The sequence below is a fragment of the Agromyces protaetiae genome (assembly GCF_030866785.1).
Classification (GTDB): domain Bacteria; phylum Actinomycetota; class Actinomycetes; order Actinomycetales; family Microbacteriaceae; genus Agromyces; species Agromyces silvae.
This window is the reverse complement of record NZ_CP133018.1, coordinates 1,882,763-1,903,365: the sequence shown is the minus strand read 5'-3', so window position 1 is coordinate 1,903,365 and position 20,603 is coordinate 1,882,763. Positions and strand designations below refer to the sequence as shown.

20 protein-coding genes are annotated in these 20,603 nt (G+C 71.5%); 5 read left to right on the top strand and 15 right to left on the bottom strand.

All coding sequences use genetic code 11. From position 1 onward, the window contains the following. Window positions 1-11: 11 nt before the first annotated feature. The 6 genes from QU602_RS08765 to QU602_RS08740 all read right to left on the bottom strand — a co-directional run bounded on the left by QU602_RS08765 (window position 12) and on the right by QU602_RS08740 (window position 8,288). A complete protein-coding gene (locus QU602_RS08765) occupies window positions 12-2,882 on the bottom strand; it encodes an FtsK/SpoIIIE family DNA translocase (RefSeq protein ID WP_308799896.1) in 2,871 nt (956 codons plus the stop codon). 71 nt (window positions 2,883-2,953) lie between these two features. Then, window positions 2,954-4,630 carry a ribonuclease J gene (locus QU602_RS08760; protein WP_308799895.1) on the bottom strand — a complete coding sequence of 559 codons (1,677 nt, stop codon included), beginning with the start codon at window positions 4,628-4,630 and terminating at the stop codon, window positions 2,954-2,956. Between the two features lie 69 nt (window positions 4,631-4,699). Further along, complete coding sequence (gene dapA / locus QU602_RS08755; protein WP_373692923.1) at window positions 4,700-5,623, bottom strand: 4-hydroxy-tetrahydrodipicolinate synthase; 924 nt, start codon at window positions 5,621-5,623, stop codon at window positions 4,700-4,702. 158 nt (window positions 5,624-5,781) lie between these two features. Further along, window positions 5,782-6,837: a type IV toxin-antitoxin system AbiEi family antitoxin domain-containing protein gene (locus QU602_RS08750; RefSeq protein ID WP_308799893.1), complete on the bottom strand. Its 1,056-nt coding sequence runs from the start codon at window positions 6,835-6,837 to the stop codon at window positions 5,782-5,784. 105 nt (window positions 6,838-6,942) lie between these two features. Further along, window positions 6,943-7,461: a dihydrofolate reductase gene (locus QU602_RS08745; RefSeq protein WP_308799892.1), complete on the bottom strand. Its 519-nt coding sequence runs from the start codon at window positions 7,459-7,461 to the stop codon at window positions 6,943-6,945. Continuing rightward, on the bottom strand, window positions 7,458-8,288 hold the full coding sequence (locus tag QU602_RS08740) for a thymidylate synthase (protein WP_308799891.1): 831 nt from the start codon (window positions 8,286-8,288) through the stop codon (window positions 7,458-7,460). Before QU602_RS08740 ends, QU602_RS08745 begins: the two co-directional genes overlap by 4 nt. A gap of 159 nt (window positions 8,289-8,447) precedes the next feature. Between QU602_RS08740 and QU602_RS08735 the strand changes: the two genes are divergently transcribed. The 4 genes from QU602_RS08735 (at window position 8,448) to QU602_RS08720 (ending at window position 10,860) form a co-directional block, all read left to right on the top strand. After that, a complete protein-coding gene (locus QU602_RS08735; RefSeq protein WP_308799890.1) occupies window positions 8,448-8,900 on the top strand; it encodes a TlpA family protein disulfide reductase in 453 nt (150 codons plus the stop codon). Window positions 8,901-8,966: 66 nt separating this feature from the next. Then, entirely contained in the window at window positions 8,967-9,431 is a 465-nt protein-coding gene (locus tag QU602_RS08730; RefSeq protein WP_308799889.1) for a DUF4395 domain-containing protein, read from the top strand. A 92-nt stretch (window positions 9,432-9,523) separates the two neighbouring features. Continuing rightward, window positions 9,524-9,952, top strand: coding sequence for an OsmC family peroxiredoxin (locus QU602_RS08725; RefSeq protein WP_308799888.1), 429 nt, complete (start codon window positions 9,524-9,526; stop codon window positions 9,950-9,952). 2 nt (window positions 9,953-9,954) lie between these two features. Then, a complete protein-coding gene (locus tag QU602_RS08720; protein ID WP_308799887.1) occupies window positions 9,955-10,860 on the top strand; it encodes a TIGR01777 family oxidoreductase in 906 nt (301 codons plus the stop codon). On the opposite strand, the gene QU602_RS08715 is transcribed toward QU602_RS08720, so the two are convergent. Next, window positions 10,835-11,275 carry a hypothetical protein gene (locus tag QU602_RS08715; RefSeq protein ID WP_308799886.1) on the bottom strand — a complete coding sequence of 147 codons (441 nt, stop codon included), beginning with the start codon at window positions 11,273-11,275 and terminating at the stop codon, window positions 10,835-10,837. The genes QU602_RS08720 and QU602_RS08715 overlap by 26 nt on opposite strands. Beyond that, window positions 11,272-12,054, bottom strand: coding sequence for a 4-hydroxy-tetrahydrodipicolinate reductase (gene dapB, locus QU602_RS08710; protein ID WP_308799885.1), 783 nt, complete (start codon window positions 12,052-12,054; stop codon window positions 11,272-11,274). Before dapB ends, QU602_RS08715 begins: the two co-directional genes overlap by 4 nt. A 56-nt stretch (window positions 12,055-12,110) precedes the next feature. Between dapB and QU602_RS08705 the strand changes: the two genes are divergently transcribed. Next, on the top strand, window positions 12,111-12,599 hold the full coding sequence (locus QU602_RS08705) for a GNAT family N-acetyltransferase (protein ID WP_308799883.1): 489 nt from the start codon (window positions 12,111-12,113) through the stop codon (window positions 12,597-12,599). Here QU602_RS08705 and QU602_RS08700 read toward each other — a convergent pair whose 3' ends face one another. The 7 genes from QU602_RS08700 to QU602_RS08670 all read right to left on the bottom strand — a co-directional run bounded on the left by QU602_RS08700 (window position 12,600) and on the right by QU602_RS08670 (window position 20,602). Beyond that, entirely contained in the window at window positions 12,600-13,202 is a 603-nt protein-coding gene (locus QU602_RS08700) for a histidine phosphatase family protein (RefSeq protein WP_308799882.1), read from the bottom strand. Window positions 13,203-13,239: 37 nt separating this feature from the next. Next, a complete protein-coding gene (locus QU602_RS08695; protein ID WP_308799881.1) occupies window positions 13,240-14,622 on the bottom strand; it encodes a M16 family metallopeptidase in 1,383 nt (460 codons plus the stop codon). Between the two features lie 72 nt (window positions 14,623-14,694). Then, window positions 14,695-15,801, bottom strand: coding sequence for an aldo/keto reductase (locus tag QU602_RS08690; protein WP_308799880.1), 1,107 nt, complete (start codon window positions 15,799-15,801; stop codon window positions 14,695-14,697). Between the two features lie 125 nt (window positions 15,802-15,926). Beyond that, window positions 15,927-16,757, bottom strand: coding sequence for an HpcH/HpaI aldolase/citrate lyase family protein (locus QU602_RS08685; protein WP_308799879.1), 831 nt, complete (start codon window positions 16,755-16,757; stop codon window positions 15,927-15,929). Continuing rightward, window positions 16,754-17,305, bottom strand: a complete 552-nt coding sequence (locus QU602_RS08680; RefSeq protein WP_308799878.1) for a MaoC family dehydratase — start codon at window positions 17,303-17,305, stop codon at window positions 16,754-16,756. Before QU602_RS08680 ends, QU602_RS08685 begins: the two co-directional genes overlap by 4 nt. Before the next feature lie 22 nt (window positions 17,306-17,327). Further along, on the bottom strand, window positions 17,328-18,494 hold the full coding sequence (locus tag QU602_RS08675; RefSeq protein WP_308799877.1) for an acyl-CoA dehydrogenase family protein: 1,167 nt from the start codon (window positions 18,492-18,494) through the stop codon (window positions 17,328-17,330). Next, window positions 18,491-20,602 carry an acetyl/propionyl/methylcrotonyl-CoA carboxylase subunit alpha gene (locus QU602_RS08670; protein ID WP_308799876.1) on the bottom strand — a complete coding sequence of 704 codons (2,112 nt, stop codon included), beginning with the start codon at window positions 20,600-20,602 and terminating at the stop codon, window positions 18,491-18,493. Before QU602_RS08670 ends, QU602_RS08675 begins: the two co-directional genes overlap by 4 nt. Window position 20,603: the final 1 nt, after the last annotated feature.

Here is a 20,603-nt window from a genome sequence, read left to right as displayed (position 1 = left end):
ATAGTCGTCGCTCAGTCGCGACCGGTGAGCCCCCAGGCGTCCTCGTCGGAGTCGCCCTCGACCTCGGGCAGGTCCTCGGCGATCCGCCCGACGGGATCGTCGTAGCGGTCGTCGTCCGAGACGGGCGCGGCGGGCGGTGCAGCAGCGGGAGCGGCGGGCGGTGCGGCGGGCGCGGCGGTCGCGCCCGGCGGTGTGGCCGGCTCCTCGCCGCGCATCTTCGCCAGCACGCCCGGAAGCTGCTCCACGGTGACCAGCACGTCACGCGCCTTCGACCCCTCGGACGGGCCGACGACCTCACGCGACTCGAGCAGGTCCATGAGCCGGCCGGCTTTGGCGAAACCGACCCGCAGCTTGCGCTGCAGCATCGAGGTCGAGCCGAACTGCGTCGAGACCACGAGCTCGGCCGCCGCGAGCAGCAGCTCGAGGTCGTCGCCGATGTCCGCGTCGATCTCCTTCTTCTCGACGACCGCCTGCACATCGTTGCGGTACTCGGGCCGGGCCTGCCGGGTGACGTGCGTGACGACGCGCTCGATCTCGCCCTCGGCGACCCACGCGCCCTGTACGCGAATCGGCTTCGACGCCCCCATCGGCAGGAACAGACCGTCGCCCTGGCCGATCAGCTTGTCGGCGCCCGGCTGATCGAGGATGACACGCGAGTCGGTCACGCTCGTCACGGCGAAGGCGAGCCGGCTCGGCACGTTCGCCTTGATCAGACCCGTGACGACATCGACCGAGGGGCGCTGCGTCGCGAGGACGAGATGGATGCCCGACGCTCGCGCGAGCTGCGTGATCCGGACGATCGAGTCTTCGACGTCGCGCGGGGCGACCATCATCAGGTCCGCGAGCTCGTCGACCACCACGAGCAGATACGGGTACGGCTTGAGCGTGCGTTCGCTGCCCGCGGGGAGCACGATCTCGTCGTTGACGACGGCCTTGTTGAAGTCGTCGATGTGGCGGAATCCGAACGACGCGAGGTCGTCGTACCGCATGTCCATCTCTTTCACGACCCACTGCAGCGCCTCGGCCGCCTTCTTGGCGTTCGTGATGATGGGCGTGATCAGGTGCGGAACGCCCGCGTACGGCGCGAGCTCGACCCGCTTCGGGTCGATCAGCACCATGCGCACCTCTGACGGCTTGGCGCGCATGAGCAGGCTCGTGATCATCGAGTTGACGAAGCTGGACTTGCCGGAGCCGGTCGAGCCGGCGACGAGGAGATGCGGCATCTTCGCGAGGTTCGCCACGACATAACCGCCGCCGACGTCTTTGCCGACGCCGATCGTCATCGGGTGCTTCGCCCCGACGGCTGCGCCGGAACGCAGCACATCGCCGAGGGTCACGATCTCACGATCGGCGTTGGGGATCTCGACGCCGATGGCACTCTTGCCGGGGATCGGAGAGAGGATGCGCACCTCGTTCGACGCGACCGCGTAGGAGAGGTTCTTCGAGAGCGCGGTGACGCGCTCGACCTTGACGCCCGGGCCGAGTTCGATCTCGTACTGGGTCACGGTCGGTCCGCGCGAGAAGCCCGTGACCTTCGCGTCGACGCCGAACTGCTCGAGCACGCCCGTGATCTGACGTACGACCTCGTCGTTCACGGCCGAGCGCGATTTCGCGGGTGCGCCGGCGGCGAGGGTCGAGGCCGAGGGCAGGTGGTACGGACGCTCGGGCTCGGGCTCGGCAGGCTCGGCGCCGAGGCCGTCGGCCGCCGGCTCCGCCGGCGCGGGGTCGTCGTCGGCGGCGAGCGGGTCGAGGCCGGGGATGACGCCCGTCGCACCTGCGTCGTCGGCACGCAGGCCGGTGGCGCCGTGCGGCGCCTCGCCGGTGAACCGCTGCAGCGCGGACTCGGCGCGCTCGAGGTCGCTCAGCACCTCGGTGCCGTAGGCATCGGGGCCGCCCTCGCCCTCGAGCGCGGTCTCGAAGCTGCCATCGGCCGAGCCGGGGCCGAACACCTCGGTGAGGCCATCGGCGCCGGCCGACTCGAAGGCCGGGTCCTCTTCGCGATTCGAGTCGTTGCGACGCCACCACGGGAGCATGCCCCCAGAGGGTGCGTCCTCGTCTGCGTCGACGCCGTCGAGCTCGACCTGCTCGGTGCGCTCGGCCCGGCCGCGCTTCTTCTTGGGCGCGGGTTCGGGGGCCGGGTCGTCGCCGTCCTCGGCGACCGCGCCGAAGAGCCAGTCGTAGAGCTCGCGGAACCGCGCGCCGATGCGGTTCGGCGGGGTCTTCGTCATGATCAGCAGCGCGAGCACGAGCAGCAGGATGACGACCGCCGTCGCACCGATCGGCGTGATCAGGAACGCGAGCGGCTCCGCGAGCATCCAGCCGAGGATGCCGCCGGCACGGGCGAGCACCGGCATGCCTTCGCTCGGCGCGGGCTGGCCGCCGAAGATGTGGCAGAGCGCCGAGACGGAGACCAGCAACAGGGCGAGCCCGATGCCGATGCGGGTGTTGTCGTGCACCGAGCTCGGGTGCCTGAACAGCCACACCGCGAACAGCAGCATGACCACGGGGAGCGCGAAGGCGACGCGACCGAAGAGGGCGCCGAAGGTCCAGGCGTCGAGCGTCTGCGCGACCGGCTCGTTGATGAGGAACCACTCGATGACCGCACCCGCGACCGCGAGCAGCACGATGAAGAAGGGCAGCCCGTCGCGACGTTCTTCTTTCGCGAGCGTCTCGGGCCCCAGCGCTCGAGCGCCGCCGCCGACGACGTGCGCGAGCCCCATCCAGGCGCGCACGAGCACGTTCGGACGCTCGTCGACGGGCGCCGCCTGCTTTGAGGCCCGCGAAGCGGGAAGCTTCTTGGTCGCCGCCGTCGCCTGACGTGTCGAGGTCGCCCGGGTGCTCGCGCCCGAAGCACGCTTGTTCGACCGGGTGCCCGTAGCCATGCGAACCACGTTACGGCCGACCACCGATGCCGGCCGGCAGCCGGCCGCGAGTGTCTCGGATCAGACCGAGGTCAGGCCTCGATGACGAGCGGCACGAGCATCGGCCGGCGGCGGAGCCGGCGGTTCACCCAGGTCCCGAGCGTGCGGCGCACGATCTGCGCGAGCGCGTGCGAGTCGCGCACACCGCTCTGGGCGGCCTCCGCGAGCGCCGCGGCGATCTTGGGCTTGACGTCCTCGAACACCGCGGTGTCCTCGGCGAAGCCGCGCGCGTGGATCTCGGGGCCGCTGATCACGTGCCCGGTCGTCGCGTCGACGACGACGATCACCGAGATGAAGCCCTCCTCGGCGAGGATCCGGCGGTCCTTGAGATCCGCGTCGGTGATCGCGCCGACCGTCGAACCGTCGACGTACACGAAGCCGAGGTCGAGCTGCCCGACCACGCGCATCTCACCGTCGCGCAGGTCGAACACGGTCCCGTTCTCGCCGATGAACGTGCGCGCTTCGGCGATGCCGGTCTCGCGCGCGAGCTTCGCGTTCGCGACGAGGTGCCGGTACTCGCCGTGGATCGGCAGCACGTTTTTGGGCTTCAGGATGTTGTAGCAGTAGAGCAGCTCGCCCGCGGCGGCGTGACCCGAGACGTGCACCTTGGCATTGCCCTTGTGCACGACATTCGCGCCGAGCTTCGTGAGCCCGTCGATCACCCGGTACACCGCGTTCTCATTGCCCGGGATCAGGCTCGAGGCGAGGATGACGGTGTCGCCCTCGTCGATCTCGATCTGGTGGTCGCGGTTCGCCATGCGGCTGAGCACCGCCATCGGCTCGCCCTGCGAGCCCGTGGACATGTAGACGATGCGGTCGTCGGGGATGTCGCCGGCCTTCTTGAAGTCGATGAGCACGCCCTCGGGCACCTTCAGATAGCCGAGATCCTCGGCGATCGTCATGTTCCGCACCATGCTGCGCCCGAGCAGCGCCACGCGGCGTCCGTTCGCGACGGCGGCGTCGAGCACCTGCTGCACGCGGTGCACGTGGCTCGAGAAGCTCGCGACGACGACCTTCTTGGTCGCCCGCGAGATCACCTGGTCGAGCACGGGACCGATGTCCTTCTCGAGCGGCGTGAAGCCCGGGACATCCGCGTTCGTGGAATCGACCATGAACAGGTCGACGCCCTCTTCGCCGAGCCGCGCGAACTCGCGCAGGTCGGTGAGCCGGCCGTCGAGCGGCAGCTGATCCATCTTGAAGTCGCCGGTCGCGAGCACCGTGCCCGCGCGGGTCTTGATGGCGACCGCGAGCGCGTCGGGGATGGAGTGGTTCACCGCGATGAACTCGAGGTCGAACGGCCCGAGCGTCTCATGCTGGCCTTCGGCCACGGTCAGGGTGTACGGCTTGATGCGGTGCTCTTTGAGCTTCGCCTCGACGAGCGCGAGCGTGAGCGTCGAGCCGATCAGCGGAATGTCGGCGCGCACCTTGAGCAGATACGGCACCGCACCGATGTGGTCCTCGTGGCCGTGCGTGAGCACGACCCCGACGACGTCGTCCAGGCGCTCCCTGAGGAAGCCGAAGTCGGGCAGGATCAGGTCGACGCCGGGCTGGTGCTCTTCCGGGAACAGCACGCCGCAGTCGACGATCAGGATCTTGCCGTCGAGCTCGTACGCCGTCATGTTGCGGCCGACCTCGCCGAGGCCGCCGATGGGCGTGATGCGCAGGGTGCCGGGCTGGAGCGGGGCAGGATCGAAGACGGTATCGGGCATGTGCCCTCCTTTGGTTCGGTGTGCAGTTGCTGCGGCGCCTGTGCGACCGCGGATGTCTCGGGCCCTGCGTCAGCGGGTCGTGCCGGCGACCTTCGGCAGCGCGCCGCCTGCGGCGGCGTTGCGGTCGGGGCGGAAGTTGTGGAAGTCGACGCCGGTGACGCCCTCGACGAGGTCGATCTCGTCCTCGATGAGCGCGGCCTCCCATTCCTCGGGTCCGACGAGCGGCAGCCGCACGCGCGGGCTGTCGATCCGGCCGAGGCCGTGCAGGATGTACTTGGCGGCGACCGTTCCCGGCACGTGCGTCATGACGGCCCGCACGAGCGGTTCGAGCTGCCGGTGCGCGGCGGTCGCCGTGGCGAGGTCGCCCGCGTTCACGGCGTCGATCATCGTGCGATACGGCGCGGGCGCGATGTTGGCCGTGACCCCGATCAGGCCGGATGCCCCGATCGAGAGGTGCGGGAGCACATTGGCGTCGTCACCCGAGAAGTACATCAGGTCGGTCTGGTTCAGGACCCGGCTGACCTCGGAGAAGTCGCCCTTGGCGTCTTTCACCGCGAGGATGTTCGGGTGCTTGGCGAGGCGCAGGATGGTCTCGTACCTGATGGGCACGCCCGTGCGGCCGGGGATGTCGTAGAGGATGACCGGCAGGTCGGTCGCGTCGGCGACCATGCGGAAGTGGGTGAGGATGCCCGCCTGCGTGGGCTTGTTGTAGTAGGGGGTGACGATCATGATGCCGTCGGCGCCCGCCTGCTCGGAGTGCTGATACAGCTCGATCGCGTGCGCGGTCTCGTTCGACCCGCCGCCCGTGATGATCTTCGCTCGCCCCGCGGCGACGTCTTTGCCCACCTCGACCAGGCGGATCTTCTCGGGGTCGGTGAGCGTCGAGGTCTCCCCCGTCGTCCCGGTGACGACGATGCCGTCGGCGCCGGCCGAGATGACCTCGTCGATGTGCTTCTCGACCCCGGGCCAATCGACTTCGCCGTCCGCCGTCATCGGCGTGACGAGCGCGACGAGCACCTGTCCGAAGGGATTCTCTGAAGTCACGCTCTCAACAGTATCGGTTCGCCCCGGCGCCGCCGTTCCACCACCTCCCTCCGACGACTCGCTGCGAGTCGTCGGGAAGATCGCACGACACGCCGTACCACCCACCGTCATCTGCGGCGTGTCGTGGAGGATTCCCGACGACTCGCATCAGCTCTGGGCGACATGTGTGCGCCCGCCGCGAGTTTCGCGAGAACGGTCGAGCGCACGGTCGGCCAATCGTGCATGATCATGGCGTAGTCGAATCTGAGTGTCTCGAACCCGAGACCGGCGGCGATCGCATCCCGCACGAGATCCTTGTGACGGCGCGGCCGGTCCGCATGATTCCCGCGGCCGTCGACCTCGATGATCAGCCGGTCCCCGAGCACGAAGTCGACCCGCCCGACGCCGGGAATGGCAACCTGCGATCGCATCTCGACGCCGTACGCGTGCAGTCTGAACCTCAGCAGCGTCTCCAACCCGCTGTCCGCGTCGGCGCGCGCGAAGTCGAGGAGCCAACGCCGAGCCGCCGGCATGCGACGACGCAGCCTGGTGAGCTGGTTCGCGCTCAGACGGCGTTGCCTCAGCGCCGATTCCAGACTGGTGACGAAGGCCTCCTCCCCCTGACACCCGAGCACCGAGAGCAGCGCGTCACCCACGCCCGATCGCCCACCGAGCACGATCGGGCGGGTCGTGCGATGCGCCACGCATTCGCAACCCGGGTGCGAATGCGCCCGTCCGCGCATCGCGAGCATCACATGCACCCCGGTGAAGGGCATGACCCAGAGCCCGAGCGCACGTGCTGCGGAGATGCATCCGACCATGCCGCCATGCAGCGCCGCCACCCGCGCATCCCCGCTGACCCCCGGGTGGGCGTAGACGCCCTCGCGAAGACGTTCCATCGCGCCGGCGTCGACGGCGCGGCGCAACGTAGTCCGGCTCACCCCCGCGTCGGCGAGCTGTGACGTGCGGGCGAATCCGCCCAAGGCGGCGCACCGCGCCACCGCCATCTGAACAGGTTGCATGCGAAGACTGTTCGCCGGATCGAGCGCGCCCGGCACGGTGACTGGCGCGAAAGTGGATGGATCGCGTGCACTCCAAGGGTGTGGAGGGCTGGACGGCTGATGCGAGTCGTCGGGAATTCTGCGCGACACGCCGGCGCGTCGGGTCTGGGATCGGCGCGTCACGCGAACATCCCGACGACTCGCACGCGCGGCTGGACGGGACGGGACGGGACGGACGGACGGGACGGGTGGGACGGGCGGGACGGGCGGGCGGGTGGGGTGGGAGGGTCAGCGGGTGAGGCGCTCGAATCGGTAGCGGATGCCACTCCGGGAGGTGTGCCACGAGCCGGCCGGGTCGGCGGTGTCGAGGTGCCAGGTCTCGTCGAGTGCCGGCGCGAACGCGTCGCCGTCGACCTCGAGGTCGAGTACGGTCCGCTCGATGCGGTCGGCGAGGGGCAGCGCGAGCCGGAACAGCTCTCCCCCGCCGATCACCCAGACACGGTCGGCGTCGCTCGCGACGGCGACCCCGAGCGCCTCCGCCAACGAGCCGGCACTCCGCGCGCCCTCCGCGGACCAGTCGCCCTGGCGCGTGACGACGACATTGCCGCGGCCCGGAAGGGGCCGGAACCGCTCAGGCAACGAGTCCCAGGTCTTCCGGCCCATGATGACGGGCCCGCCCATGGTGACGGCCTTGAAGTGCGCGAGGTCTTCCGGGACATGCCACGGCATGCCGCCGCCGGCACCGATCACGCCGCCGTGCGCCTCGGCCCAGACGAGCCCGATCGTCGGGTGCGAATCCGACGTCATACCGCGACCGCGGCGCGGATCGCGGGATGGTGCTCGTAGCCGACGACCTCGAAGTCCTCGTACTCGTAGTCGAAGATCGAGTCCGGCTTCCGCCGGAACTGCAGCGTCGGGAACGGGTACGGCTCGCGCGTCAGCTGCTCGGCGACCTGCTCGCGGTGGTTGTCGTAGATGTGGCAGTCGCCACCCGTCCAGACGAAATCGCCGGGTTCGAGGCCGGCCTGCTGCGCGATCATGAGCGTCAGCAGGGCGTACGACGCGATGTTGAACGGGACCCCGAGGAACAGGTCGGCGCTGCGCTGGTAGAGCTGGCACGACAGCTTGCCGTCGGCGACGTAGAACTGGAACAGCGCGTGACACGGCGCGAGCGCCATGTCGGGGATGTCGGCCGGGTTCCAGGCCGACACGATGAGCCGGCGGGAGTCGGGCGTCCGGCGGATGTCCTCGATCACCTGGGAGATCTGATCGATGTGCTCGCCGCCCGGCGTCGGCCACGACCGCCACTGCACGCCGTAGACGGGACCGAGTTCGCCCGAGGCATCCGCCCACTCGTCCCAGATCGTGACGCCGTGCTCGCGCAGCCAGCCGACGTTGGACTCACCGCGCAGGAACCAGAGCAGCTCATATGCGATCGATTTGAAGTGCACGCGCTTCGTCGTGATCAGGGGGAAGCCCTGCGAGAGATCGAATCGCAGCTGCCGCCCGAACACGCTCGTCGTGCCCGTACCGGTGCGGTCGCTCTTGTGCGTGCCGTTCGCGAGCGTGTCGCGAAGCAGGCCCTCGTAGGTGATGGGCAACACAGGGTAGGGGGTCGGGATCGCTGGCTCCACGCCTCGATGCTATCCCGCGACGACCTGATCGAGCGGATGCCTCGGTGCCGGCGTCTCATCGCGTCGCACCGCGGGCCGCGCCGGGCCGGCGGGTCCGGGCACGGCGTCACGGCTCGTCACACACGCCCGCACGCCGGTCGACGGTCGTAGCATCGCGGCATGGACTGGCCGCTCGCGATCGCGGCCGCCGCGGGTCTCGTCGCGGTGGCGACGGCCACCGGCCTGCTCGTGCGTGCCCGCACGGGCAGAGTGCGCGCACAGCCGACGGCGTCCGCGTCGGACACCGCCCACGGTGAGACACATGCCCTCGGCCTCACGAGCGAGCAGCTCGGGGACGCCGTGACGCTGGTGCAGTTCTCGACCCGGTTCTGCAGTCAGTGCCCAGGGACCGCCCGCACGCTGGGTGCGCTCGCGCGCGACTATCGCGGCGTCGCCCATGTCGAGGTCGACCTCACCGACGACCGCACCCTCGCCGAGCGGTTCCGCGTGCTGCAGACGCCGACGACGCTCGTGCTTGACCGTCACGGCACGGCCGTCGCGCGCATCGCGGGCCCGCCGCGCACGCATGAGCTCCGCGCCGTTCTCGACGCACTGACCACCTCGACGACCTGACCGCCACGACGCACTGACCGCCACGACCCGCTGACCGCCACCGACCGCCGACCGGAAGGACCCGCCATGACCGAGCTCGCACCGAACGCCCGGCCGGGCATCGACCCGCGAGGGCCGAGGTTCGCCGCGGCCATCACCGCGGTGCTCCTCCTCGTGACCGCTGCGCTCGGATTCGGCGGCGCCGAGGTCGTCGCGTGGGTGCTGCTCGCCGTGCTCGCGGCCCTGTTCGCCTGGGGCGCGTTCGCGGGCGTGCAGCGTCACCCTTTCGGTGTGCTGTTCCGCGCGTTCGTGCGGCCGCGCCTCGCCGCGTCGGCCGAGTTCGAGGATCCGCGACCTCCGACGTTCGCGCAGGGCGTCGGCTTCGCCGTGACGATCGCAGGCGTGGTGCTCGGGTTCTGGCTTCCGGGCGCCGTGCCGATCGCGGCATCCCTGGCGTTCGTCGCCGCGTTCCTCAACGCCGCCTTCGGGCTGTGCCTCGGGTGCCAGCTGTATCTGGTGCTCGTCCGGGCTCGGGTCATCCGCCCGGCGTGATCGGACGTGCCCCGCGCGGCCGCACACAACCCCTCTGCGCCGACGCACCGCGCGGCTAGGCTTGAGGCTCCCGGCTCGAAGAGGAGGACCCTATGGCCGTCACGAGTGAAGCGACCACCGTCTGGACCGGCACGCTGGCCGAGGGATCGGGCGACGTCACGCTCGATTCGTCGAAGCTCGGCTCGTTCCCCGTCAATTGGAAGGCGCGTGCCGAGGGCGGCGGCAGCGGCGCGACCACGCCCGAGGAGCTCCTCGGCGCCGCTCACTCCGCGTGCTTCTCGATGGCGCTCTCCCACGCGCTCGCGGGCGCGGGGCACACCCCCGAGTCCATCCAGACGACGGCCGCCGTGACGTTCGAAGCCGGCAAGGGCGTGACGGGCAGCCACCTGCTCGTGAGCGCCCGCGTCCCGGGCCTCAGCGAGGCGGACTTCGAGTCGTTCGCGGAGGATGCCAAGCAGAACTGCCCGATCTCGAAAGCGCTCGCGGGCGTGCCCATCACCATCGAGGCGGAGCTCGCGTAGCGGTGCAGGTGCTCGTCGCCGGGGCGTCCGGTTTCATTGGCTCAGCGCTCGTCGAGCGTCTCCGCGGAGCGGGCCACGAGATCGTCCGCCTCGTGCGACGCCGCGCGACGGCCGATGACGAGGTGTCGTGGGCTCCGGCCGACGGGACCATCGACGCCACGGTGATGGACCGGGTCGACGCGGTCATCAGCCTGTCAGGCGCGTCGCTCGCGCACCTGCCGTGGACGAAGCGCTATCGCGACGAGATCCTGCAGTCTCGGTTGGACGCGACGCGAACCCTGACCGAGGCGATGCGCTCGGCCGAGCATCCGCCTGCAGTGTTCCTGAGCGCGTCGGCGGTCGGCATCTACGGCGATCGGCCGGCCGAGCTGCTCACCGAGCACTCCGCGATCGGCACCGGATTCCTCGCCGAGGTCGTGGAGCGGTGGGAGGGGCAGGCCGCGCTCGCACCCGAGGCGACCCGCACGGTCATGTTCCGGAGCGGCATCGTCGTCGGCGACGGCGGTGGCGCACTGCAGCGCGTCGCCACGCTCACGAAGCTCGGCCTCGCGGGACGACTCGGCACCGGCGAACAGTACTGGCCGTGGATCGCGCTCGAAGACGAAGTGCGTGCCATCGAGTTCCTGCTCGACTCGCAGCTCGCGGGGCCCGTGAACCTCGCGGGCCCGACTCCCGCCACGGCGGGCGAGATCACCGCCGAGCTCGCCGAGCAGCTGCATCGCCCGCACGCCTTCGCGGTGCCCGAGCGTGCGCTCGAGCTCGCGCTCGGCGTCGCGGCCGACGAGCTGCTGCTCGCGAGCCAGAAGGTGCGCCCCCAGCGCCTCATCGATGCCGGGTTCCGGTTCGCGCACCTGACCGTGGCGTCCGCGATCGCGGCGATGATCAGCGGTTCGCGCGCTCCAGGCTGATCGCGCGGCGGACGGCGCCTCGCGCCCGTCTCCGGTCGCCGGCCGCGTCATACGCGAGTCCGAGCCGCAGCCACGCCCGCCACGAGTCGGGTGCCTCTTCGGCCTCGCGGCGGTAGTCGTCGAACGCGGCATCCGCCGTCGCACGGTCGACGCGCCCGCTCGGCGACGCCGGCAGGTCGAGGTCGGCGCCGCCCTCCTCGTCGAGGCGTCGCACGATGCGCTGCGATCGCACGCCGAAGTCGAGCTCGCGCCAGAGCGCCCACGCGCCGAGCAGCCCGAGCACGATGAGCCCGATGCCGATGGCGACCGCGACGGCCTCTCCGGTCGCGATGAACTGGACGGCCTGCCAGCCCACGAGACCGAGGTAGAGCGCGAGCAGCGCCGCCATGAGCACGGCGGCGGCGCGGCCCCTCATCGAGCGCCCGGCGTGCCGGCGCCGGCCGGAGCGTCGACGCCTGGCATCCCGAGATCGAGCAGGGCATCGAGCCCGACGACGATCCCGGTCGCCTCGGTTGCACGCCGCAGCGCGAGCAGAATGCCCGCCTCGTACGCCTCGGCCGAGCCCGTGGAGTGCGCGATCGTGAGCGTCTCGCCGGTCCCGCCGAGGATGACGCGCTGCTCGGCGAGCAGGCCGGTCATGCGGAGGCTGTGCACGGGGATGCCCGCGACGAGCTGCCCGCGCGCCCGCTGGTCGGCGTGCGGCGCCGCGACCGGACCTTCGGCCCCGCGCGCCTCGGCCATGAGCTCGGCGGTCCGCACGGCGGTGCCGGAGGGTGAGTCGACCTTGCCCGCGTGGTGCGCCTCGACGATCTCGATCGAGTCGAAGAATCTCGCGGCCATGGCCGCGAACGCCGAGCCGAGCACGCTGCCGACCGAGAAGTTCGGCACGAACAGCACGCCCCGTGCGTCCTCACGATCACGCTGCAGTCGGTGGATCTCGGCGATGCGGTCGGCCGACCAGCCCGAGGTGCCGACGACGATGGGGATGCCCGAGGTGACCGCGTGCCTGACGATGTCGGCGCTCACCGCCGGGTGCGTCACGTCGAGTACGACGTCGGCGCCGTCGAGCTCACCGAGCGAGGAGCGGGAGTCGAGCGCCGCGTGCAGCTCGAGATCGCCGGCGGCCTCGATGAGGTTGCGCGCCAGCGTGCCCATCTTTCCCGTGGCCCCGGCCACGGCGACCCGAATCGTCACGGGTTCGAGCCTAGCAACCGGCGGCCGGTGGCCCCGCCGAGGCCTAGGCTGGCGGCATGCTGCGCTACCGCGAGGCGGCCGTGACCGATCCGGACGCCCATGCCCTGCTCACCGCCTACTTCGACGAGCGCGCGGAAAGTTTCCCGCCTGAGCAGGGCTCGTATCGCCCGACCTTCCCGTCGCCCGAGCAGTTCGAGCCGCCGGCTGGGGTGTTCCTCGTCGTCGAGGCATCCGAACCGGGTTCCGGCGCCGCCCCGCTCGGCTGCGGCGGTGTGCGCCGCATCCCGCCGTCGGCCGACGGGCTCGTCCGATTCGAGATCAAGCATCTCTGGTTGCGACCCGAGGCACGTGGTTCGGGCGGCGGGCGGATGCTCCTTCGCGAGCTCGAAGGTCGGGCGATCGCCTTCGGCGCCCAAGAGCTCGTGCTCGACACGAACGCGAGTCTCGAGGCCGCCGGCGGCCTGTATCGCGCGAGCGGTTACACGTCGATCGCGCCGTACAACGACAACCCGAACGCGACGAACTGGTACGGCAAGCGGGTCTGATCACAGCATGTACGGCTCGGGCAGCCCCGTGCGCAGCTCGGGCGGCAGGTGCGAGAGGTCGTTGTGGGTCACGAGGCTCCACGGCCGGCCCGGCTTCTGGGTGAGCACGGTGAGCCCGCAATTGGCCTGATTGATCGACACCCAGCGCCAGTCGGGGGCGCCGAGCACCTCGCGCACGAACCAGCCGATGACGAAGTTGTGGGTGATGAGCAGCTCGTGCCGGTCTTCGCGCGAGGACCGCAGGAACTCCGCGACCGCGTCGGCCATCTGTGCGCGACCGGCGTCGATCTCTTCGTCGGTGACCGAACCGAAGAACGGATCGTACGCCGACGGCGTCTCAGGCGCCGGCCCGGAGGGGATGCAGTCGAATAGCAACGGCGACGCCTCGGGCTCGAGCGCCGGCATCTTCGCCGCGATGATCTTCGCGGTCTCGGAGGCGCGCTGCAGCGGCGAGTGCCAGGCCGCGTCGAACGGGATGCCGCCGAGGCGTTCGGCGAGCGCCTCGGCCTGCCGCCGGCCTCGTGGCGACAGCGGGCCGTCGGGGAGACCGTGCTCGGCGTCGAGCTGCTCCCCGTGGCGGACGAGATAGAGGTGATGGGTCACGTCAGGTTCATTCCTTGTGTGGCATGGCGGGTGCCGCTCAGGCGACGCCCGTGGTCGGGACGTCGTCGACGACACCCTGGAAGGCGGTCTCATCGGTCGCACCGACCGCGACGAGCGAGAAGGGCCTCGCGGCGAGGTCGGCCGCGAGCGCACGCACATCGTCGTCGGTGACGAGCGCGATGCGCCGCAGAGCCTCGTCGAGGTCTTGGAACTCGCCGAGCGTGAGCTCGGCGCGCCCCAGCCGCGACATCCGGGTGTCGGAGTCTTCGAGCGCGAGCGCCGAGGCGCCGCTCAGCTGGCCGGCCGCCCGCGCGAGCTCGTCGCCCGTGACCCCGTGCTCGGCGATGCGCTCGAGTTCGGAGCGCATGAGACCGGCGACGGTCGGCGCCTTGGCGGGCGCGCACCCGGCGTACATGCCGAAGACGCCCGCGTCGGAGTACCCGGTTCCGAACGAGTACACCGAGTAGGCGAGCCCGCGGCGCTCGCGCACCTCTTGGAACAGGCGGGAGCTCATGCCGGAGCCGAAGATCGTGTTGAGCACGCTGAGCGTTGGCCGCCGCGGGTCGGTCGCGATGAGACCGGGAACCCCGAGCAGCAGGTTGACCTGTTCGAGCGGACGCTCGACGATGGTCGTCGGGCGGCGCCCCTCGACGGCGACGGGCACCGTCGAACGACGCGGTTCGGGTGCGCCGGTCACGTCGAGGTCCCAGCCCCCGGTCTCGAGCGCCCGAGCGAGCCGGGCGACGACCCGGTCGTGGTCGAGCGCACCCGCGACGGTCACCACGAGGTCTTGGGGGCGATAGTTCGCGCGGTAGTGCGCCCAGACGGCGTCGCGTCGCGCTTCTCGGATCGTGTCGGGGCTGCCGCCGATGGGCCGGCCGAGCGGGTGGTCGCCGAGCACGGCCTCGAAGAACCGCTCGTTGGCGACGTCGGCCGGGTCGTCGCCCGCCATCGAGAGCTCTTCGAGGATGACGCCGCGCTCGTTCTCGAACTCGTCGGCGTCGAGCACCGACGAGGTGAACATGTCGGCGAGCACGTCGACCGCCATGAGCAGGTCGCGGTCCTGGACCTTGGCGTAGTAGCAGGTGTACTCCTTGGCGGTGAGCGCATTGTGCTCGCCGCCGACCGCGTCGAAGGAGATCGCGATGTCGAGCGCCGTGCGCTCGCGCGTGCCTTTGAACAGCAGGTGCTCGAGGAAGTGGGTCGAGCCGAAGGTCGCGGGGTGCCCGGCCCCGGCCGGATGCTCGTCGCGCGAACCGACCGCAACCCAGAAGCCGATCGTCGCGCTGCGCGCGCCGGGGACCCGCTCGGAGAGCACTCGGACGCCCGAGGGCAGGACCGTGCGACGGACCGTGGCGTCACCGGATGCCTCGAAGGTCAGCTCGGGAGTTCCGAGGGGCAGGTCGACGGCGCCGTTCATCCGGACCAGCCTACGTCACACCTCCGACCCGGCAGCGGGAGGCCCCGGCCGTGGCGGCAGCACCCCGCAGGCTCAGGCCGAGGCCCGGTCGAGTTCGACGAGCTCGGAGCGGTGCAGCTCGACGGACCCGGCCGCGAGAAGCGCCTCGACCTGCACGGGCCGGCTGACGCCCGCGACCGGTGCGACGACCGTGGGGCGGGAGAGCAGCCACGCGATCGCGATCGTGGCCGGCGGCAGGTCGCGCGCGAACGCGATCTCGTCGATCGCGGCGAGCACGCGGTGGCCACGGCGGCCGAGGTGCTGGGCGAGCCGCGACCCGCGAGCGTCGTGCCGAACCTCGGCACGACGTCGCACCTGGCCGCCGAGGAAGCCGTTCGCGAGCGCGAAGTACGGCAGCACGCCGAGCCCCTGCGCGTGCGCCACAAGCTCGGGCGCGCCCTCGAACGGCCGACGGTCCATGAGGTTGTACCTCGTGGTCGTGAGCTGCACCCGCGGCAGGCCATTCGCTGCGAGTACGCGCGCCTCGATGAGGCGCTCGGGCGAGAAGTCGGAGGCGCCGAGCACGCGGACCTTGCCCGCCTCGATCAGGGCGCCGACCGCGCCGAGACTCTCTTCGAGCGGGACGTCGCGGTCTTCGCCGTGCAGGTAGAGCACATCGATCACGTCGGTGCGGAGCCGCGCGAGCGAGTCGTCGACGGCCGCGCGCAGGGTCTCGGGATCGAGTCCCCGACGTTCGGGAAGCCGGCCGACCTTCGTCGTGAGCAGCATGCGGTCGCGCGTCCGCCGGGAGGCCATCCAGCGACCGACGATGCTCTCGCTGCGCCCGGAGGCGTAACTGTCGGCCGTGTCGACGATGGTGCCGCCGAGCGCCGCGAACCGGTCGAGCACGGCCTCGGCGTCGTCGACGCCGAGCGTCCAGCCGAACACGCTGCCGCCCAGCGCGAGTGGATGCGCCTCGAACCCGGTGTCGGCGAGTCGCACGCGCTGCGGAACCGTGATCGGCCCGGACAGCGCATTCGTCTCGCGTCGCGCGGCCGTTCTCGGAACGTCGGTCGCGACGGTCCGCTCGATCGTCGGCGTCGCGACGATGTCGCTGCTCCGGTCATCAACAGCGTGCTGGTTGACACCGTGGGCGTGATTCACACCGCGGTGCTGACTCACACCGTGCCGACCGCTCACGACCCGCCCTCCTCCCCAGGGATTGCCCCGAGCGTATCCGGGGCCACCGACACCGGACAGGAAACGACGCGTGAACCGTTACCGAATCGTTGGCAGAGCGCGCGGATGCGCCTCCCGAACGGGGGTCAGGGCGCGGTCGAGGCGCCGTTCGCCAACCGGACAATGGCTTCGGCCTGCCGCAGCACGGGCCCGTCGACCATCGCGCCGCGGAACGCGAACACCCCCGGGGCGTTCTCGGCCGCGGCGAGCACCGCGCGCGCCCACTCGAGCCGCGGCCCGTCGGGGCGGTACGCGGCGCGCACGATCGGCACCTGCGCGGGATGCACGCACGCCGTCGCGGCGAATCCCAGCGCGGCCGCATCCTCGGCCTCGGCGCGGAGCCCCGCGTCGTCGTCGAGGTCGAGGTGCACAGCGTCGATCGCGAGAGCGCCGTGCGCCGCAGCCGCGAGCAGCACGGTCGCTCTGGCGTGCACGGCGGGGTCGCGGTAGCGGCCGTCGGCGTGCCGGCTCGAGCTGCCGCCGAGCGAGGCCACGAGGTCTTCCGCACCCCACATGAGCGCGCCGACATTCGGCAACGCCGCCAACTCGGCCGCCGCGAGCACGCCGCGGGCGGTCTCGCAGAGCGGCACGGCGACGTAGTCCTCGAGATCGACGAGGTCGGCAGTGCCCTCGCACTTCGCGAGCATCACGACCCGGTACGGGGTCGCCGCGAGCGCCTCGAGATCCGCGTCGCGGTGTGCACTCGCTGCGGGGTTCAGCCGTACGATGACCCGCTCGGGATCGAGCGGGCTGGCGACGAGCGCCTCGCGCGCGGCGGCCTTGCGGTCCTCGGCGACGGCGTCCTCGAGATCGAGGATCACGGCGTCGGCACGCGCGAGCGCCTTCTCGTAGCGGTCGGGCCGGTCGGCCGGGCAGAAGAGCAGTGCCGGCCCGAAGGGGATCGCCGGCCGGGTCATGGTGCGACCCGCCCCCCGCCCGCGGCGCCGCCCCCACCCGGGCCCCCGCCCGCGGCAGCGCGCTCACCGGCCTCGCGCGTCCAGACGAGCATGGTGCGGGACGCGGTCGCGACGACCACTCCGTCCTGATTGCGCGCCGTGTGACCGAGCTCGAGCACGCCCTGCCCGGGCCGCGACGCCGAGAGCCGTTTCGAGCGCACGACGCTCTCGCCGTAGAGCGTGTCGCCGACGAACACGGGTGCGGGGAACACGACCTCGCCGAAGCCGAGGTTCGCCACGAGCGTGCCCAGCGTGAGCTGGCCGACGGACTGCCCGACCAGCGTCGAGAGCGTGAAGAGCGAGTTCACGAGGGGTTCACCGAAGGGCTGCGTCGCCGACCACGCCGCGTCGAGATGCAGCGGCTGCGGGTTCATGGTGAGCGTCGTGAACAGCACGTTGTCCGCCTCGGTCACCGTGCGCCCGGGGCGATGCACGTATCGCACGCCCTCTTCGAACTCGTCGAACCACAGCCCGCGCTGCACGACCTCTCGCATCGATGCATCCGTCATGGCCGTTCCCTCCCGATCGTCCTCAGGCCGCGAGGCCGAGCTCCCGCGTGATGATCATGAGCTGCACCTCGGTGGTGCCCTCGCCGATCTCGAGGATCTTCGAGTCGCGGTAGTGCCGGGCGACGCGGCTCTCGTTCATGAAGCCGTATCCCCCGAAGATCTGCGTCGCGTCGCGCGCATTGTCCATCGCGGCCTCGCCGCAGACCATCTTCGCGATCGAGGCCTCCATCTTGAAGGGCCGCCCCGCGTCCATCTTGCGCGCCGCGTCCTGCCAGGCGAGGCGTGCCTGGTGCACGCGCGCCTGCATGCGCGCGAGCTTGAAGGCGATGTGCTGGTTGGCGCCGATGTTCGTGCCGAACACCACGCGCTCCTTCGCGTAGCGCAGCGCCTCCTCGAGGCAGCCCTGCGCGGCGCCGGTGCCCAGCGCAGCGAACGCGATGCGGCCCTCGTCGAGCGACTGCAGGAAGTTCGCGTACCCGCGGCCGCGCTCGCCCAGCAGGTTGGCGGCGGGCACGCGCACGTCGCGGAGCGTGAGCGGGTGGGTGTCCGACGTGTTCCAGCCGACCTTGTCGTACCCGGGCTCGACGGTGAAGCCCGGCGTGCCGTTCGGCACGATGATGCACGAGAGCTCCTTCTTCACACTGCCGTCGGGCGCGGTCTTCTCCCCCGTCACGGCCGTGATGGTGACGAGCTTCGTGATGGGTGTGCCCGAGTTGGTGATGAACTGCTTCGATCCGTTGATCACCCACTCGTCGCCGTCGAGCACCGCGGTCGTGCGGGTCGCGCCCGCATCGGAGCCCGCCGCCGCCTCGGTGAGGCCGAAGCCCGCGAGCGCGCGCCCCGCGAGAAGGTCGGGCAGGAACTCGGCGCGCTGCGCGGCCGTGCCGTACCGGTAGATCGGCATGATGCCGAGGCCGACGCCGGCTTCCAGCGTGACGCCGATGGACTGGTCGACGCGCCCCAGCGCCTCGACCGCGAGGCAGAGCTGGAAGTAGGTCTTGCCCTGCCCGCCGACCTCCTCGGGGAACGGCAGCCCGAACAGCCCCATCTCGCCCATCTGCGCGATGATCTCCAGCGGCAGGCGACGTTTGGTGTCGTACTCGTACGCGGCGGGCGCGACGACGGTGTCGGCGAAGTCGCAGACCCGGTCGTACAGGGCCTGCTCTTCGGCGCTGAGCTCGTAGTTCATGATGCGGTGCTCACTTCTCTGTTGGGCGGTGCCTGGTGGGGTGCCTCGTGGGCCGGGTGTTCGGTCGTGGGTTCCGCGGGCGTCCCGTCGTGTGGGACGATGCGCGCGAGGGTCTGGTCGCGGCCGACCTGGTCGCCGACGTCGACCGTGACGCGCACGACGCCGTCGAGCGTCGCGAGCACGCGGTGCTCCATCTTCATGGCCTCGACGGCGACGAGCGGTGTGCCGGTCGTCACGTGGCCGCCGTCCTCGACGAGCACGGCGGTCACGGTGCCGGGCATCGGCGCCCGGTGGTCGGGGTCGGCGGCGGTGCCGCGCTCGAGGACCGCGAGCCTGGCCCGCAGCGCGTCGGCGCGGTCGACGCGCCGGAACGCGGCGGTCACGCCGTCGGCGTGCGCCCAGACGATGCCGTCGGAGGCGATGGCGGTGACGGACGCGCCGCGCGCTCCGGGTCGCTCCGGCAGGTCCCGCGCACGGTCGGTTCCGGATGCCTCGGCGGCGCCTGGCCGCACCTCGACGTCGACCGGCTCGGTGACGGGCCCGGCCACGGGCACGAGCCGCACGTGCACGGCTCGCGGACCGCTGACGCTCCAGCCGCGCGCGGCCTGCCACGCGTGGGCGCCCGGCTCGGGCGCGTCGGCCGACACGAGCGCCTCGGCCGCGACGGCCGCGACCGGTGCCGTGGTCGCCGTCGAAGCTGCGTCGGTGCCGCCCGCATCACCCAGGCCGTCGATCAGCCCGGTGTGCAGGTCGCCTCGGCGGACCGCCGGGTCGGCCAGCAGCCGCCGCAGGAACCCGGTGTTCGTGTCGACGCCGAGGACGACCGTGTCCGCGAGCGCGCGATCGAGTCGGTCGAGCGCCGCTGCGCGGGTCGGCGCCCACGCGATCACCTTGCCGAGCATGGGGTCGTAGTGGGCCGTGACGGCCTGCCCTTCGCGGAGCCCGGCGTCGACGCGCACCCCCTCGCCGTGCGGGGGTCGCCAGACGAGCACGTCGCCCGTCGCGGGCAGGAAGCCGCGCTCAGGGCTCTCCGCGTACAGCCGGGCCTCGATGGCGTGACCGTCGAGGTCGATGTCGTCCTGCGCGAACGCGAGCGGCTCCCCCGCGGCGACCCGGAGCTGCTGCTCGACGAGGTCGATGCCGGTCACCAGCTCGGTCACGGGGTGTTCGACCTGCAGCCGGGTGTTCATCTCGATGAAGAAGAACTCGCCGGGCGAGGCATCCGACACCAGGAACTCGACCGTGCCGGCACCCAGGTAGCCGACGCTCTCGGCGGCGCGGCAGGCCGCGGCGCCGATCCGCTCGCGCGTCGCGCTGTCGAGCAAGGGCGACGGGGCCTCCTCGATCACCTTTTGGTGCCGCCGCTGCAGCGAGCACTCGCGTTCGCCGAGGTGCACGACGTGCCCGTGCGCGTCGGCGAGCACCTGGACCTCGATGTGGCGTGGCCGCTCGATGAAGCGTTCGATGAGCAGCGTGTCGTCGCCGAACGCCGCGCGGGCGATGCGCCGGGCCGCCGGCAGCGCCTCGGCGAGCTCGGCCGGGTCGCGGGCGACCTGCATGCCCTTGCCGCCGCCACCCGCCGATGGTTTCACCAGCACGGGGAATCCGACCGCGCGCGCGGCCTCGACGAGCTGCGCGTCGTCGAGCTCGGGGTCGGCGACGCCCGGCACGACCGGCACGCCCGAGGCCTCGACGTGCCGCTTCGCCCGGATCTTGTCGCCCATGACCTCGAGCGCCTGCTCCCCCGGCCCGATGAACACGAGGCCGGCGTCGGCGCAGGAACGCGCGAAGCCGGCGTGCTCGGACAGGAAGCCGTAGCCGGGGTGCACGGCCTGCGCGCCGGTCTCGAGCGCCGCCGCCACGATGCGCGCGGGGTCGAGGTAGCTCTCGGCCGCGGGCGGCGGGCCGATGCGCACGGCGGTGTCGGCGAGCTGCACGTGCGGTGCGTCGGCATCGGCGTCGGAGTACACGGCGATCGCGTGGATGCCGAGCCGCCGGAGCGTTCGGATCACACGCACCGCGATCTCACCGCGGTTGGCGACGAGGACACGAGCGAACGGGCGGGGCTCTGACGGGCCGGGCTCTGCGGGGCGCTGGGTGCTGAGCATG